This window comes from Caballeronia sp. PC1, assembly GCF_021353155.1.
In the GTDB taxonomy this organism is placed as follows: domain Bacteria; phylum Pseudomonadota; class Gammaproteobacteria; order Burkholderiales; family Burkholderiaceae; genus Caballeronia; species Caballeronia cordobensis.
Genome location: NZ_JAJUBH010000003.1, coordinates 516,737 through 531,279 on the forward strand (window position 1 = coordinate 516,737; position 14,543 = coordinate 531,279).

Annotated in this window: 14 protein-coding genes; 4 read left to right on the top strand and 10 right to left on the bottom strand. The window is 58.2% G+C overall.

The annotated features are described in order from the left end of the window. Nucleotides 1-435: 435 nt before the first annotated feature. From LY284_RS27000 to LY284_RS27010, 3 genes are all read left to right on the top strand, one after another. Nucleotides 436-1,947 carry a DUF1254 domain-containing protein gene (locus LY284_RS27000; protein WP_233389160.1) on the top strand — a complete coding sequence of 504 codons (1,512 nt, stop codon included), beginning with the start codon at nucleotides 436-438 and terminating at the stop codon, nucleotides 1,945-1,947. Between the two features lie 178 nt (nucleotides 1,948-2,125). Next, complete coding sequence (locus LY284_RS27005) at nucleotides 2,126-3,682, top strand: DUF1254 domain-containing protein (RefSeq protein ID WP_233389162.1); 1,557 nt, start codon at nucleotides 2,126-2,128, stop codon at nucleotides 3,680-3,682. A 102-nt stretch (nucleotides 3,683-3,784) separates the two neighbouring features. After that, nucleotides 3,785-4,549: a hypothetical protein gene (locus tag LY284_RS27010; protein WP_233389164.1), complete on the top strand. Its 765-nt coding sequence runs from the start codon at nucleotides 3,785-3,787 to the stop codon at nucleotides 4,547-4,549. Nucleotides 4,550-4,783: 234 nt separating this feature from the next. Here LY284_RS27010 and LY284_RS27015 read toward each other — a convergent pair whose 3' ends face one another. From LY284_RS27015 to LY284_RS27025, 3 genes are all read right to left on the bottom strand, one after another. Further along, nucleotides 4,784-5,410, bottom strand: coding sequence for a tyrosine-type recombinase/integrase (locus tag LY284_RS27015; RefSeq protein ID WP_233389166.1), 627 nt, complete (start codon nucleotides 5,408-5,410; stop codon nucleotides 4,784-4,786). A 288-nt stretch (nucleotides 5,411-5,698) separates the two neighbouring features. After that, entirely contained in the window at nucleotides 5,699-6,376 is a 678-nt protein-coding gene (gene maiA / locus LY284_RS27020; RefSeq protein ID WP_233389168.1) for a maleylacetoacetate isomerase, read from the bottom strand. 30 nt (nucleotides 6,377-6,406) lie between these two features. Continuing rightward, nucleotides 6,407-7,459, bottom strand: coding sequence for a porin (locus tag LY284_RS27025; protein WP_233389170.1), 1,053 nt, complete (start codon nucleotides 7,457-7,459; stop codon nucleotides 6,407-6,409). Between the two features lie 243 nt (nucleotides 7,460-7,702). On the opposite strand from LY284_RS27025, the gene LY284_RS27030 reads away from it, so the two are divergent. Then, complete coding sequence (locus LY284_RS27030; protein ID WP_233389171.1) at nucleotides 7,703-8,380, top strand: TetR/AcrR family transcriptional regulator; 678 nt, start codon at nucleotides 7,703-7,705, stop codon at nucleotides 8,378-8,380. A gap of 43 nt (nucleotides 8,381-8,423) precedes the next feature. On the opposite strand, the gene LY284_RS27035 is transcribed toward LY284_RS27030, so the two are convergent. The 7 genes from LY284_RS27035 to LY284_RS27065 are packed head-to-tail and all read right to left on the bottom strand — an operon-like array spanning nucleotide 8,424 to nucleotide 14,488. Then, the gene (locus tag LY284_RS27035; RefSeq protein WP_233389173.1) at nucleotides 8,424-9,083 is read right to left on the bottom strand and encodes a 3-oxoacid CoA-transferase subunit B; all 660 of its coding nucleotides are present in this window, start codon (nucleotides 9,081-9,083) and stop codon (nucleotides 8,424-8,426) included. Further along, nucleotides 9,076-9,738, bottom strand: a complete 663-nt coding sequence (locus LY284_RS27040) for a CoA transferase subunit A (protein WP_233389176.1) — start codon at nucleotides 9,736-9,738, stop codon at nucleotides 9,076-9,078. The genes LY284_RS27035 and LY284_RS27040 overlap by 8 nt, the downstream gene beginning before the upstream one ends. 30 nt (nucleotides 9,739-9,768) lie before the next feature. Further along, nucleotides 9,769-11,097 carry a fumarylacetoacetase gene (gene fahA, locus LY284_RS27045; protein ID WP_233390992.1) on the bottom strand — a complete coding sequence of 443 codons (1,329 nt, stop codon included), beginning with the start codon at nucleotides 11,095-11,097 and terminating at the stop codon, nucleotides 9,769-9,771. Next, nucleotides 11,097-11,636, bottom strand: coding sequence for a VOC family protein (locus LY284_RS27050; RefSeq protein ID WP_233389177.1), 540 nt, complete (start codon nucleotides 11,634-11,636; stop codon nucleotides 11,097-11,099). The genes fahA and LY284_RS27050 overlap by 1 nt, the downstream gene beginning before the upstream one ends. After that, entirely contained in the window at nucleotides 11,633-12,718 is a 1,086-nt protein-coding gene (gene hppD, locus LY284_RS27055) for a 4-hydroxyphenylpyruvate dioxygenase (RefSeq protein ID WP_233389179.1), read from the bottom strand. Before hppD ends, LY284_RS27050 begins: the two co-directional genes overlap by 4 nt. Nucleotides 12,719-12,743: 25 nt before the next feature. Next, nucleotides 12,744-14,144, bottom strand: a complete 1,401-nt coding sequence (locus LY284_RS27060) for an amino acid permease (RefSeq protein ID WP_233389181.1) — start codon at nucleotides 14,142-14,144, stop codon at nucleotides 12,744-12,746. A gap of 14 nt (nucleotides 14,145-14,158) precedes the next feature. Then, nucleotides 14,159-14,488, bottom strand: coding sequence for a cupin domain-containing protein (locus tag LY284_RS27065; protein WP_233389183.1), 330 nt, complete (start codon nucleotides 14,486-14,488; stop codon nucleotides 14,159-14,161). Nucleotides 14,489-14,543 lie beyond the last annotated feature (55 nt).

Below are 14,543 nucleotides of genomic sequence, written 5' to 3' on the forward strand. Positions count from 1 at the left end.
GTCAATGTGGCGGATTGCGATCGTTGCCATCGCGCCGACGGCGCTAGAAAACAACTGGAAGGTGTCTTGGCTCGCTCGTGATCAGATTGCGCGACGTCCGCAAAACGCGTCGGCTTTTTGGGGCGAGAGAAAGAAGCTTGCACTGTTCGCCAAGCTACCATCGCTGGCGCGCCTCTCTTGCTTTTCGCATAGCCCTGGGCGACTGATGTAAATCAATTGGGTGACGCAATTGCTGAAAATTTGCCGCAGCCAGCGGTCCGTTGTCTCAAATCGAGACTTCTGATATTTATGATGCCAATGAGGAGTTGCACGAGACATTAACTTTTTGAGCCTGTCGGTCAAAACTCGTCCGTGAGCATCCGATTGCCGCAATACGGAGTGTTCTTCAGTATCGTTAAAGCACGTAAGGTTGATGACATTCGCGGAGGCAGGACAATGACAGTTTCACGTAGAGACTTTCACCGCTTGAGTCTCGCCGTAGTGGGGGCATGTGCGGCCGCTGCGAGTATTCCGGACGTCTCCGCCGAGGAGGCGTCGACGCCCTTGGCGTCGGGCGCAGGTAGTCCCATGGAGCCGCTAGGTGGCCAGCCTCCGGCCGGCTCGTCCTCTTCGATCAAGGATTTTGACTACCAGATCAAGTACCAGCGCGCGTTCGAAGCGGTTCTCTGGAACATGCCCGCGATCGCCATCTACAGTTTTCGGCGCGCGGCCTTTGACAATCTAGGGGTCAAAGACAACGACATCATCTCGTACTCCGCGCCGGCCACACCCAAGCTCGAGGCGATCACCGCCAATAGCACAACACCGTACATCACGGCATTTACCGATCTGCGTAAAGGGCCCGTTGTGCTGGAGGTCCCCGCCGCAAGCGCCGATGGAAGCGTCTACGGTCAGGTCGTCGATGCCTGGCAGTTCACGATCGCAGATGTCGGGCCCTCGGGCCTGGACAAGGGCAAAGGTGCGAAATTTCTCTTCACGGCGCCCGGTTACAAGAGCTCCGTTCCCAAGGGCTATCTCCACGTCGCCTCGCCCAACTTCAGGATCGCGCTGGCATTCCGCTCCGTCCGTGCGCCCGGCAAAAGCGCAACGGACGCCTATCACTACGCGCAGCGGCTCCGAATGTACTACCTGTCCGAGGCCGCGAATCCGCCGAAGCAGCGCTTCATCGATCCCATTCACGATCGCTATCCGACGCTTCCCTTCTTCGATGAACGTCACTTCGACGATATGCACGCCATCATGAGCGTCGAGCCGGTCAACCCGCATGACAAGATCATGATGGGCATGCTGATGTCGCTCGGAATCGAAAAAGGCAAGCCTTTCACACCGGATGAAACAACAAAAAAGGCCATGCGTCAGGCGGCGATCGATGCGTGGTTCTATCTCCAATACTGGTACGACCATTTTCCGCGGGAAAAGCTGTTCTGGCCGGACCGACACTACGCCTCGCTTCTTCAGGCCGACGACAACAAGACCTTCACTTTCGTATACGACGACAGAATCGACCTGATCAATCGCGCGGCCGAATACTTCTGGTGCACGTACATGCCCAGGGTCCTGAGCGCCGATCCCGCAACCCAGTATCTGATGGCCGTGGCGGACAGCAAAGGCAATCTGCTCGAAGCCGGAAAACTATACAAGCTCGATGTTCCGGCGCAGATGCCAGTCAAGCAATTCTGGGCGCTCACCGTGTACGACCGCGCCACGAATGCGTTCATCTACAGCGAGTCCAATCGCACAACGCTCTCGTCGTACGATCTCGACGCCATGAAGAAAAATGCGGACGGCGGTGTGACGTTGTACGTCGGTCCCAAAGCACCTGAGGGGTTGGAGTCTAACTGGATTCCGACTGCAGGAAGGCGCCCACTGCCCGCCATGCGCCTTTACGGTCCAACCGAAGCGATCAACACCAAGTCGTTCAAGCTGAACGATTTCGAGCTTGCTTGAGAGGTTGATTCGTGAAATGACCTATCCGCTTGCGCGATGAAGCACGTGGCGCCCTCCGCCGCCATTCATCGGCAGCCAGAGTTCGATGAGTACTGCTCCGGGGCCAACGGCTGGGCAACACCGAGCAACTGTGATGACGACAACAGCGCAGTAATCTGCGCTCCGAAGAGGTGACAGAATGAATCCGAACAAGCTGAAACGCTCGTCGCGTCTCTTGCCGTACACCATTGCGATCCTCATGTCGGGCGCTGCCATCTACGCTGGTAACGCGTTCGCCCAAAGCACGCTCGAGCAGACGCTCGAGTCCAGCCGCGACGCGCTGGCCAACGCACCGTTCTCCGGCGACTTTCCTACAGCGGAATCGGCCAAAGCGCTCAGCGAAGAGCTGTATTTTCAGCGTGCCGTACAGGTCTACCTGTGGTCGCTGCCGGCCGTGAACCTATTCGCCATGAAGGAAGGATCGGAGAAGACTTACGGCGCGGGCTATAACGTGTTGCCCGTCTGGAAACAGCGGTTGAACGCAAAGACGAAGGTGACCACACCGAACTCCGATTGCCTGTATGCAATGGGCTATGTGAACCTCGCCAAGGACGGACCGATCGTGGTCGAGGTGCCACCCAAGACGCAGGGGATTCTGGACGACTTCTTCCAGCGCCCGCTCACCGGCCCCACCATTGGCGGCAAGGCGTACAGCGGTGACTTTGGCTTCGTAGGTCCCGACGCCGGAAAAGGCGGCAAATATCTGATCGTGCCGTGGAACTACGATCGTCCGACGCCGAAGGGTTACTACGTCTACCGGTCTCGGACCAACAACGTGCTCGTCTTCTTCCGGGTCTTTTTCACCGACCCGAAAGATCTGAAACCCGCGAACGATCTGGTCGCCGCTGCACACATCTATCCGTACGGCAAACGCGCGTCCGCCGTGCCGATGCAATTCCCCAACGGTTCGACGGATCCCGCGAACATGCTGTTTCCCCACGACGGCGCCTACTTCGACATGCTTGCGAAGTTTGTCGAACAGGAGACCGTCGACCCCGCGGACATGGACTGGCGCGGCATGATGGCGGCGATCGGCATTCAGAAGGGAAAGCCTTTTCAGCCGACTGCGCGACAAAGGGAGCTTCTGGACAAGGCCGCAAAAACAGCGTTCAAGATGAGCAAGACGGAGATCTGGGACGGTCTGAGCACTCAGCCGGGCGGAAAGTACTATTCTGATCGGCAATGGGAAAATGTGTTTGCAGGACAGAATCCGAATTTCCAGGCAAGCGGCACCTTCACGAACCTGATACAGCGCGACGCCTATTTCACGACGGCTTACGCTGCCAGTCCGGGGATGGTCGTGGACATGGTCGAGAAAGGCGCCAAGTATCCATCGACATGGCGCGACTCGGACGGAAATCTCCTGCAGGGCGGTTCGTCGTATCAACTCCACCTGCCGCCGAATATCCCAGCGGCAAACTTCTGGTCAGTGACCGTCTATGACCCGATCACGGCGTCCGGGCTGGACAATGGCCAGCCACTTCCGTCGCTTAATTCGATGGACAAGCCAGCGCCGAATGCAGATGGTTCGTACGACCTCTACTTTGGACCCAAGGCACCGTCTGGCAAAGAGGCGAACTGGGTTCAGACGGTACCTGACAAGGGCTATTTCATCATCCTGCGCCTGTATAGCCCCAAGCAGGCATTCTTTGATCAGACATGGAAACCTGACGACCTCAAGCGTATTACCCAGTAGCAAGAGCGACGGTGGCGGGATCCGTTTGGAACCACCGCTCGCCGTCACTTGAAAACTTGAAACGAGGTCGAACCTCTCCATCGGGCCTTGGCGGAGCTCTGAATGCCAGCATTCGTGGATCATCCTGCGATTCTTTTCGTTGTGCTCGTCGCGCTTTTCGTCGCCGCAGTCGCGTTTGGCGCATTTATCCTCCGCCGCCACGTCGCGCTGCCCGAAGCTGAACGGGAAGACTTCAACCTCATTCAGACCTCCACCCTCACCCTTTTGGCGTTATTGATCGGCTTCACCTTATCGATGGCCGTCGGTCGTTACGATCAACGGAAAAGTCTCGAAGAAGAGGAGGCCAACGCGATCGGCACTGAGTACGCGCGAGCCGACCTGGTATCGCCCCAATTGGGGCAGCCAATGAAGGCCGCGCTAATCCGCTACACAAAACTCAGGCTCGCTGAGTTCGAGACGCGCGATCCTGAGGCGCTTGCGCGCATCAACCACGATACCAGCCTGACACAAGCCGAACTTTGGCGCCTTGCCGTCCAAGCGAGCGAAGAAAAGCCAACACCGATCGGCGCGTTGGTCGTTGCCGGAATGAATGATGCACTCAACTCGCAGGATTATTCGGAAGCCGCGCGAATCAACCATGTCCCAACCGGTACCTGGGTTCTGATGATACTGATCGCGCTCTTCGGATGCGTCGTTCAGGGCTACGGTGCGAAGGGCAGGCTTCGTCGAGGATTGCTCATCACGATCTTGCCCTTCACCGTATCGCTGTCGTTAGCCTTGATCGCTGACATCGACAGCCCGCGCGGTGGGATCATCAAGGTGCAGCCACAGAATTTGACGCGATTGCTTCATTCGCTTGAAGGATGACTGTCAGCCCTCGGTGCGTCCAAAGCACTGGATGCTGCGTAAGCCACGGATCCGCCAAGCGCTCGCCTCGTCCCATGCGCCGTTCCGTCGAAAGCAAATGCGTCGACGGGCCGTCCACTGATTTCTTGACGAATGTCGCCTCTCGGAGATAGCGCGACGCTCAAATGTCTCGACTGCCTTCTTACCGAACGACGGAAGATGGCCGACAAGCGCACGCTCGCCGGCCACCGGCGATCACACTTCGGTTTGCTCAGCCATTTCGAGAGCATCGTCTACCTCGATCCCGAGGTATCGCACGGTGCTTTCAATTTTTGTATGGCCCAAGAGCAATTGAACCGCGCGCAAGTTCTTGGTGCGCCGATAGATCAACGACGCTTTCGTTCGTCGCATGGTGTGCGTACCGTACGCGGTGTCATCGAGCCCGATCGACGCGACCCAACGATGAACGATGCGCGCATACTGGCGCGTCGACACGTGCGCTGAGGCATGCAGTCGACTTGGAAACAAATAGTCGGCAGGCTTCAATCCCCGCGCCGAAATCCAGGCAGAGACACTTTGACGAGTCTGCTCCGTGATTTCGAACTGCACTGGTCGATGCGTTTTCTGTTGCATGAAAGTCGCGCGAGCCAAGACATGACCTCCCATGTAGACGTCCTGCACTTGCAAGCGCGTCAAATCGCACGCTCGAAGCTTACTGTCGATCGCAAGGTTGAACATCGCCAACTCGCGAGCGTTGGACAACATCTGCAGCCTTGTTCGAATCGCCCAGATTTCACGGAGCTTCAGCGGAGGCTTCTGGCCGGTTAGCCTTCCCTTATTCCATGGCACCCGACGAGCGCCGGAAGAATTAAGCGTTTCCATGACAATCTCCTCTTCAACGAAGGGAGATCGATTGTGCGCTTTGCGGAATGGTCAATCTTCGACCCACAGCCGACCTCCACTGTCTCTCACCCTGGACGTCCGGTTCCCGGGGCGGAGCAGCCAACTGCTGGCCCGGGTTTCCAGCAAAAGCGCCCGACGAAACGAAGCAGAAGCTCCCAGAATAAAGACGCCTTCATCAACGGTAAAGGAGGAACGCCACTCGGATTGCCTCCAGCCTTCGTGCAGTCAGGCATTGCGTCGTCTCATCGAAGGCAGATTTCCATCCCGTCACCCTTGCATCCGGCGTCTTGGCTCGACAGATGGATCAGCGTCAGCAAAAGCCTTCCGTGCGCCGGCGTCGTCAGCGATACGCAAGAGCGTTGGGTACGCATCCAACGGAACGCCGTAGCGCCTTGCGTTCCACACCTGCGGCACCAAGCAGATGTCCGCGAGCGATGGCTCGTCCCCGAACACAAATTTGCCGGTCCGGGAATTCGTTGAAAACATTTCCTCAAGCGCAGAAAACCCGGTGGTGATCCAGTTTCCGATCCAGATTTTCTTCTGATCCTCGTTCGCACCGAATGTTGCCTGAAGATACTTCAGCACCCTGAGGTTGTTGATCGGATGGATGTCGCAGGCGATCTGGTAAGCAACGGAGCGCACGTAAGCCCGGTCTTCTGGGGACGTGGGCAGCAAAGACGGTTGCGGATACACCTCCTCAAGATACTCAATGATCGCAAGCGACTGCGCGATTGGAATCGCCTCGCTGCCAGAGCCGATCATCAGCGTGGGGACCGCTTGCGCCGGATTGATCGCGCGGTATGCCGCGCTGAACTGCTCGCCGCCGTCTCTCAGGAGATGCACTGGGACCTGCGCGTACGTCAAGCCTTTCAGGTTCAGTGCGATCCGCACTCGAAACGAAGCGGAGCTTCTGAAATAGTCGTAAAGGGTAAGGTCGTTAGCCATACGTTGGTATCGTTGTCAAAGGGGCGCGATTTAGAATCGGTGACGAAGGCCGACTCGGACGCCGGTCTGAACGTCTGAGCTAGAAGGAGCACCATAGGCCGCCTGAATCTGTGCGCCAAAAGCGTGATCGTGGCCCAGTGCGCCGACCACATAGACATCGGTTCGCTTCGAGAGCAGATAGTCCGCGCTCGCGATCACTTGGTTTGCGCTGCCGAGATCGTTGTTGCGCTTCTGGTATTGAAACGCTGCCGCAAGTTGCAGGTCGGGAAACAGCATGTAGCTCGCGCCAGCATCGAAGGTCGTGGCGCGTGGCTTGTCACCGCCGGACAGCTGGACATCGGTGACGTTACCGAAAAGGGTCGCTTTTCCGATGACGTACGACGCGCCACCCGCATACTCAGTCGAATTTGCCGACGGTGTCGCGTTGTGAATCGACATGTAGGCGATCGCGGCGCTGAACGGGCCATTCCCGTAGCTAATCATGAAGTTGCTGGAACTGTTGGTTCCCACAGAGCCAGCCACGTTACCGAATCCGAACATTGCGCCGAACGTGAATCCGCCGATCGTCGGGGACTGATACTTGACCGAGTTGTTGACCTCGTCGCCCCAAACACGATTGTCGAGGGTGTATCCGCCCGCAGCGTATACGGGCAAGCTCCACGCGAGAAGACCTGCCGGGGACATCGCGCCCATTGCATAGGCCCAGAAGTCGTCGCCGATAAAGTCGTATTGCCGACCGAACGTCAAGGTTCCCCACGGGCTGGTCAATCCGACGTATGCCTGACGCCCGAACATCAGTCCGCCCTGGCCGAGTGCGCCCGTGCCGAGCTGATAGCCGTTCTCAAGAACGAATATCGCCTTGATGCCGCCGCCGAGGTCTGCGCTTCCCTTAAGTCCCCAACGATCGCCTTGGGAAGATCCCGAGACGAACTGCACATTCGAACCGTGCCCTGTAGGTGTCACCACGTTGTTGGTATAGGTGATGCCGGCATCCATCAGCCCGTAGAGCGTCACGGATGACTGAGCGAACGCTGAACTGCAGCACAGAGCCAAACAAGCTACTGCCAAGGTTTTTACCTTCATGTGTTGTCCTATCTATAGGCTATGTGATGCACAAAGAAAACTTAGGAACGGCTCATCTGGAACTGGAACCGCCTGACGCAATCGTGTCTGCTACACCATGCTGGACCGCGCCCTGACGGGTGGTTCGATGGGACGTTCGATGGGTGTTCGGTTCGCCTGCCATCAGAACGCCTGCTTCCTGACTCGCAACTGTGTAAAATCCAATCAACATTAATCGTGTATCGCAACTTGCGAGGAAGCGTCATGAAGGAGCCAAAAACGCCGGCAAGAAAGTCCTTGCCGAAACGGCGCACGCAATCGGAGCGAAGCGAGACCACTCAACGAAAGATCATCGCTTCAGCGATCCGGCTGCTCCAAAAAGTCGGATTCCAAGAGACCAATCTGCAAGACATCGCGCGCGGCGCAAAGGTCACGCTTGGCGCAGTGCAGCACCAGTTTGGAAACCGAACTGCGCTCATGGAGCATGTTGTCGACGAGGTCATGAAACCGCTGGGCGAACTTGGATCGGTCTGGCCGGAAAACGCCGCTCACGTGGCGCTCGAAGAACGTGCGAGTCGGTTTGTCCACGCGGCGTGGGAAAAGGTCTATGCACCACCGAGTTATGTCGCCGCCTGGAGTCTGTTTTTTGGATGCAGAACGTCTCCTCAATTGTTCAACCGTATAAACGAACACCGGACGAAGAATGACCCGCTGTTCTTTCAACATTTTGTGACTGTCTTCCCGGAAATCGCCGAGGCTCATCCCGAACCCGAACACTTCGCGGCAGTGGTCTTTGCCGCGCTCAGGGGGCTGTCTGTCATGCGGATCTTCGGTGTTGATGAAAAGGCAACGTTGCTGCAGCTCGACGTTGTCACCCAGATGATCGTTGACGCGGGGAAAGCCAGCGCGACGCGTTCAGCGTTGCGAGAGACACTTGCCTAAGTCGCGGTTCTCTGGCCGACACTGACGGGCAGGCGCCGGGTGACTACATTCCGTCGAGGCGCATCGTTGGAATTTCCTTGGGAACAATCAGGCGCGCGTCCGTCGCCCGCTGGACGGCCGACACATCGACGCCCGGCGCTAGCTCCTGCAAGACCAATCCATCTTCCGAAGGCCTGATGACCGCTAGTTCCGTCACGATCAGGTCGACTCTTCTCTGTGAGGTCAGCGGCAACGTGCTTTCCTCGACGATCTTGGGCTTGCCCTTCGCGGTATGGGTCATGGCGACGATGACGCGTCGAGCACCCGTGACCAAATCCATCGCTCCGCCCATTCCCGGGACCATGTGTCCCGGAACCATCCAGTTCGCAAGCCTGCCGAGTCGATCGACCTGAAGTCCACCGAGCACGGTCACGTCCAAGTGACCGCCACGGATCAGTCCGAAAGACATTGCGCTATCGAACGTCGCCGCTCCGGGCAGCGCGCTAATGGGGCTTCCCCCGGCATCGGTCAGGTCTTCCGCTTCGAGACCCTCTTCGGGGATGGCATGCATACCGATGATGCCGTTTTCCGACTGAAAGAAAATATCGGCGTCCTTCGGCACCATCGCGGCAACCAACGTAGGAAGACCGATACCCAAGTTCACGAGGTATCCGGGACGCAACTCCCCTGCAACGCGAGTTGCGATCAGCTTCTTGTCATCCATCGTTCCGCTCCTTGCCGATCAGGCGATCTACGATCACGGCAGGCGTCATGACATCGTCGGGGGCGATTACTCCCGTGGGGACGATCTCTTTTGACTCGGCAATGACGACATCGGCAGCCAACGCCATCAGCGGGTTGAAATTCCGGGCAGTCATCGCGTAAGTCAAATTGCCGATATGATCGGCGCGCCACGCATTGACGAGCGCGAAATCAGCACGCAGCGGCCCTTCTACGAGAAAGACGCGTCCGTCGAGTTCGAGCGTTTGCTTTCCATCCTGCACAACCGTCCCGACGCCCGTGGGCGTCAGCACCCCGCCGAGGCCGTGTCCACCGGCGCGGATTTTTTCAGCAAGCGTCCCCTGAGGCACGAGTTCAACATCGATCTGATGCGCAAGCATCTGCTGCTGCGTCTCGGGATTGGTGCCGATATGGCTGGTGATGAGACGCTTGACGAGGCGCGCAGAAATCAGTCGGCCGATACCAACGCCCGGTCGTGCCGTGTCGTTGGCGATGACGGTCAATCCGCGACGTTCCTGCCTCACCAGTTCGTCGATCAGCCGCCGCGGCGTACCGACGCCCATGAACCCGCCGATCATCAGCGTCGCCTCGTCCGGAATGGAAGCGACCGCATCGCTCACATTACAGGTCTTGCCCATTGAGCCTCCCTCATCACGTCAGCGTCGATATCAGTTCGTCCGAGTGCCGCGGGCTGGCAAGACCGTGCCTCGGCACTCCCCGAACCCAATGCGCTGTCGTCCCGCGCGTTCGCAGAATCCCTTCAGGATGATGCTGTCACCGTCATTCAAAAAGCCGCGCTCTTCCCCGCTCGACAGCTTGATGGGCTGTTTGCCGTTCGATGTCAGTTCCATCAACGATGCCGCCTGTTCCGGCTTCGGCCCTGACAGCGTCCCTGTGCCCAGCAAGTCGCCGGCGTTGAGATTGCAACCGTTGACGGTGTGATGGGCGACGAGTTGGGCGATGCTCCAATAGGCTTCAGCGAGGTTCGATGTCGATAGCAAATCCCCTGGATGGCCGGCTTGGCGCATCGCTTCGGTCTGAAGCCATACTTCGAGTTTTACGTCGATCGCACCCGCTTCTCTGTTCTCAGGCGAATCAAGATAAGGCAGAGGCTGCGGATCGCCTTCCGGCCGATTGAATGCGCGGCGAAACGGCGCGAGCGCTTCCATCGTTACGATCCACGGCGAAAGGGTCGAGGCGAAGTTCTTCGAGAGAAATGGTCCAAGCGGCTGATACTCCCAGCCCTGAATGTCGCGCGCACTCCAGTCGTTGAACAAGGTCAAGCCGAAAACGTGGTCCTCGGCCTGCTCGATCGACACCGGCTCGCCTTGCTCATTAGGGCGCGCCATCACGATGCCCATTTCCAGTTCATAGTCCAGCCGCTTGCTCGGGCCGAACGCGGGCGCGTCAGCGTCCGGCGCCTTCGTCTGCCCGACCGGACGATGGAAAGACTTGCCGCTCGGCTGAATCGAGGATGCGCGGCCGTGATACCCGATAGGCACCCACTTGTAGTTCGGCAGCAGCGGGTTGTCGGGGCGGAACTGTTTGCCGATCGTCGTTGCGTGATGAACGCTGATGTAAAAGTCGGTGTAGTCACCGATGCGACACGGCAGCGCCAATTCCACGTCTGCCTGCGGGACCAGACATTCGATCAACGCCGCCTGTTGCGCGCTGCCTTGCGCGAGCGCTGCAGACAGCGCGCGGCGCACAATACTGCGCGCCTGTGGGCCAGACGTCATAAAAGCATTCAGATCGCCAGCGGCCAACGGCTTAAGAAGCGCTGCGACTTCATCCGGCCACCCAGCGCGTTCCGACGCGAGCCGCAGATCAAGCACCTGATCGCCGATAGCTACGCCGATGCGATAAGGTTCGTCTGTGCCACTGCGACGGAACGAGCCGAACGGCAGATTCTGGATGGGGAAATCGCTCCCGTCCGTGTTCGCAGAAGTCACCCAGCTTTTCAGCGCCGGGTCGTGTGTTTCATCCGTGGCGGCAATCACTTTTTGAACTCCCGATCATGAAGGAACGCAGCATGTTGCGGCGCGCGCTTTGTCTTCGACCAATCTTCGAGCATCGCCCACTTGACCGAGTCGAGCTTGCGGATCATTTCCTCCTCTTGCGGGTCCGGGCAAGCCAGTTCCACACGATGCCCATTGGGATCGAAGAAATAGATCGAATGGAACGCCCCGTGGTCTGTGACACCGAGCACCTCGACGCCGTTGCTTTGCAAGTGAGCCTTGAATTCAAGCAGTTCTTCCCGACTCTTCACGCGGAATGCGATGTGCTGCACCCACTCGGGCGTGTTGGGATCGCGACCCATCGGCGGCCTCGTCGGAAGCTCAAAGAACGCCAGCACGTTGCCGTTGCCCGCATCAAGGAATACGTGCATATACGGATCGGGCTCTTTGGTCGAAGGGACTTGGTCCTCGGCGATCGCCAGCACGAAGTCCATCTTCAGCATCTGGTTGTACCAAAGGACGGTTTCCTTGGCTTCGCGGCAGCGATACGCGACGTGATGTATGCGGTCGATTTTCATTGCGCGTCCTCCACCTTCAACGCGCCACGCTGGATTTGGTCACGCTCCAGCGATTCGAACAGCGCCTTGAAATTGCCTTCGCCAAAGCCTTCGTCACCCGCGCGCTGGATGAATTCGAAGAAGACCGGACCGAACGTCGGCTGCGAAAAGATCTGGAGCAGCAGGCGTTTGTGGCCGCCTTGCGTGGAACCGTCGAGCAAAATGCCGCGCGCCTGGAGTTCCGGGATAGGCTGACCGTGCCCCGGCAAGCGCGCTTCAACCCCCTCGTAGTAGTACTCGTTTGGCGCAGTCATCAACGGAACGCCGGCCATTTGCAAGTTGTCAACGGTCGAGAGGAGATCGTCCGTCAGCAGCGCGACGTGCTGGATGCCTTCGCCGCTGAATGCCATCAGGAACTCTTCGATCTGTCCGCCGCCCTTAGCCGACTCTTCGTTCAGCGGGATGCGAATCTTGCCGTCCGGAGCGGTCATCGCCTTGGACGTCAGCCCGGTGTATTCACCGGAGATGTCGAAGTAACGGATCTCGCGGAAATTAAAGAGCTTCTCGTAGAAGCCGGCCCAATGCGTCATGCGTCCGCGATACACGTTGTGCGTGAGGTGGTCGATCAGTTTGAGACCGTGTCCGTTGGGGCGACGATCGACTCCCGGCAGGAATTCGAAATCGATGTCGTAGATAGACTGACCGTCTTCGAAGCGATCGATGAGATAAAGCGGTGCGCCGCCAATGCCCTTGATCGCCGGAAGGCGAAGCTCCATCGGCCCCGTAGGGGTTTCCAACGGCTGAGCCCCGAGTTCGAGCGCACGAGCATAAGCCTTGTGCGAATCCTTCACGCGGAACGCGAGGCCGCAGGCCGACGGACCGTGTTCGGCCGCGAAATATGCTGCCGGGCTGTTCGGTTCGCGATTGACGATGAAGTTGATGTCGCCTTGGCGATACAGCACGACGTCCTTCGAGCGATGCTTGGCGACCAGCGTGAACCCGAGCTTTTCCAGCATCGGTTCAAGAACGTTCGGGACAGGTGACGCGAACTCGACGAACTCGAAGCCCATCAAGCCCATCGGATTATCGAAAAGATCGGTCATGATTTTTCCTTTTGCAGATTCAGGATCAAGAGAGGTCGACGGTAACCTGCAGCGTCTTCGGTGCGACGATTCGGTACGACACGTAGACGATGGCTATCCAAACAGGGATCGCGAAGGCGGACACGCGAATGGCCGGGGTCATCAGCATGACGATGACAACCACTGCCATCGCCAGCAAACACACGTAGTTCGAGACCGGCGCAAAGGGTGCGGGAAACCGTGCTGCGACGCCGTTCGCTTTGCTGGTCTTGCGGAAGCCGAGATGCGCCACGATCACGACAACCCACGTAATGACGAGTGCAGCAACGATCAGAGACATCAGCAGTTCGATTACGCCAGCGGGCGCTACATAGTTCAGGACGATGCAGAACGCCGTGACGATGCCGGGATAGACGATGGCACGCACCGGCACGCCGCGCTTGTTGACCTGCATGAGCGACTTCGGAGCGTTGCCTTCGAGCGCCATGCCGTACAGCAAGCGGCTGCTGCTATAGACCATGCTGTTATAGACCGACAGCGTGGCCGTCAGAATCACGAAGTTCAGGATATGTGCGGCGTAGTTCGCGCCAATAGCAGAGAACACGAGTACGAACGGGCTGCTGCTGTACGTACCACCGCCTGCCTTGAGTTGGGCGACGAGCGTATTCCACGGCGTCAGCGACAGCAGGACTACCATCGAGCCGATATAGAACACCAGCACGCGATAGACCAGTTGGTTGATCGCTTTCGGGATCACCTTGCGCGGTTCGTCGGTTTCGGCCGCGGCGAAGCCCAGCATCTCCACGCCACCGAACGCAAACATGATGAACGCGAAAGACATACCGAGCCCTGAGATGCCGTTCGGCAGGAAGCCGCCGTGCGACCACAGGTTGCTGACGGTTTGCGTCGGATTGTGAGTCGTCACGAGGAGATAGGCACCGACCGCAATCATCGCCAACACCGCAACGATCTTGATCAGCGCAAACCAGAACTCGAACTCGCCGTAGATCTTGACGTTAATGAAGTTGACCGCGTTGATCAGCACGAAGAATACTGCGCACGTCACCCATGTTGGTATCTCGGGCCACCAGAACTGGATAAACTTTCCGACTGCGGTGAGTTCGAGCATCCCAACGAGGACGTACAGCGCGATACAGTTCCATCCCGACATGAAGCCGGCGAAGGGGGAGACGTAGCGATTGGCGAAGTGACTGAATGAGCCGGCCGTCGGTTCTTCGACGAGCATTTCGCCAAGGAAACGCATGATGAAGAAAATGATCGCACCGCCGATGGCGTAACCGAGGATGACGCCCGGACCTGCCAGTTCGATGATGCCAGCCGAGCCGAGGAACAGGCCGGTGCCGATGGTCCCGCCAAGCGCGATGAGCTGAATGTGACGGTTCTTCAGCCGGCGCTGAAGATGTCCTGACGAAGAGGCGCTGTGCATGATGGTGTCTCCCCTTAGTTGGTCACGAAGAACAGCTTCGCTTTGCTGCCGAAATATTTGACGGTCGTGCCCTTCGTCAACTCAATGACGTCGCCTGGCCGGCCTTCAACGCGCTTGCCGTCGCTGGACTCGACGCCGAATGTGCCTTCGAGGACGAGGATGACTTCGTCGTAGCCCAACGTCTTCGGCTCGCACACCGCTTCGTCCCAAGTTCCGAATCCACACGGCAGTGCAGCGCCTTCTTTGTCGCCAATCGCCCACGAGATTTCAGCCACGCCGTTCGTTGCACCGCCGCGATCAGCGGTCTTAATGTCCTTTCCTTCGATAATTCTGATGCTTTTCACGTGTGTCTCCTGTAGCAATGCTAATGAACTGATTCAATTGATTTACTGCGGATTC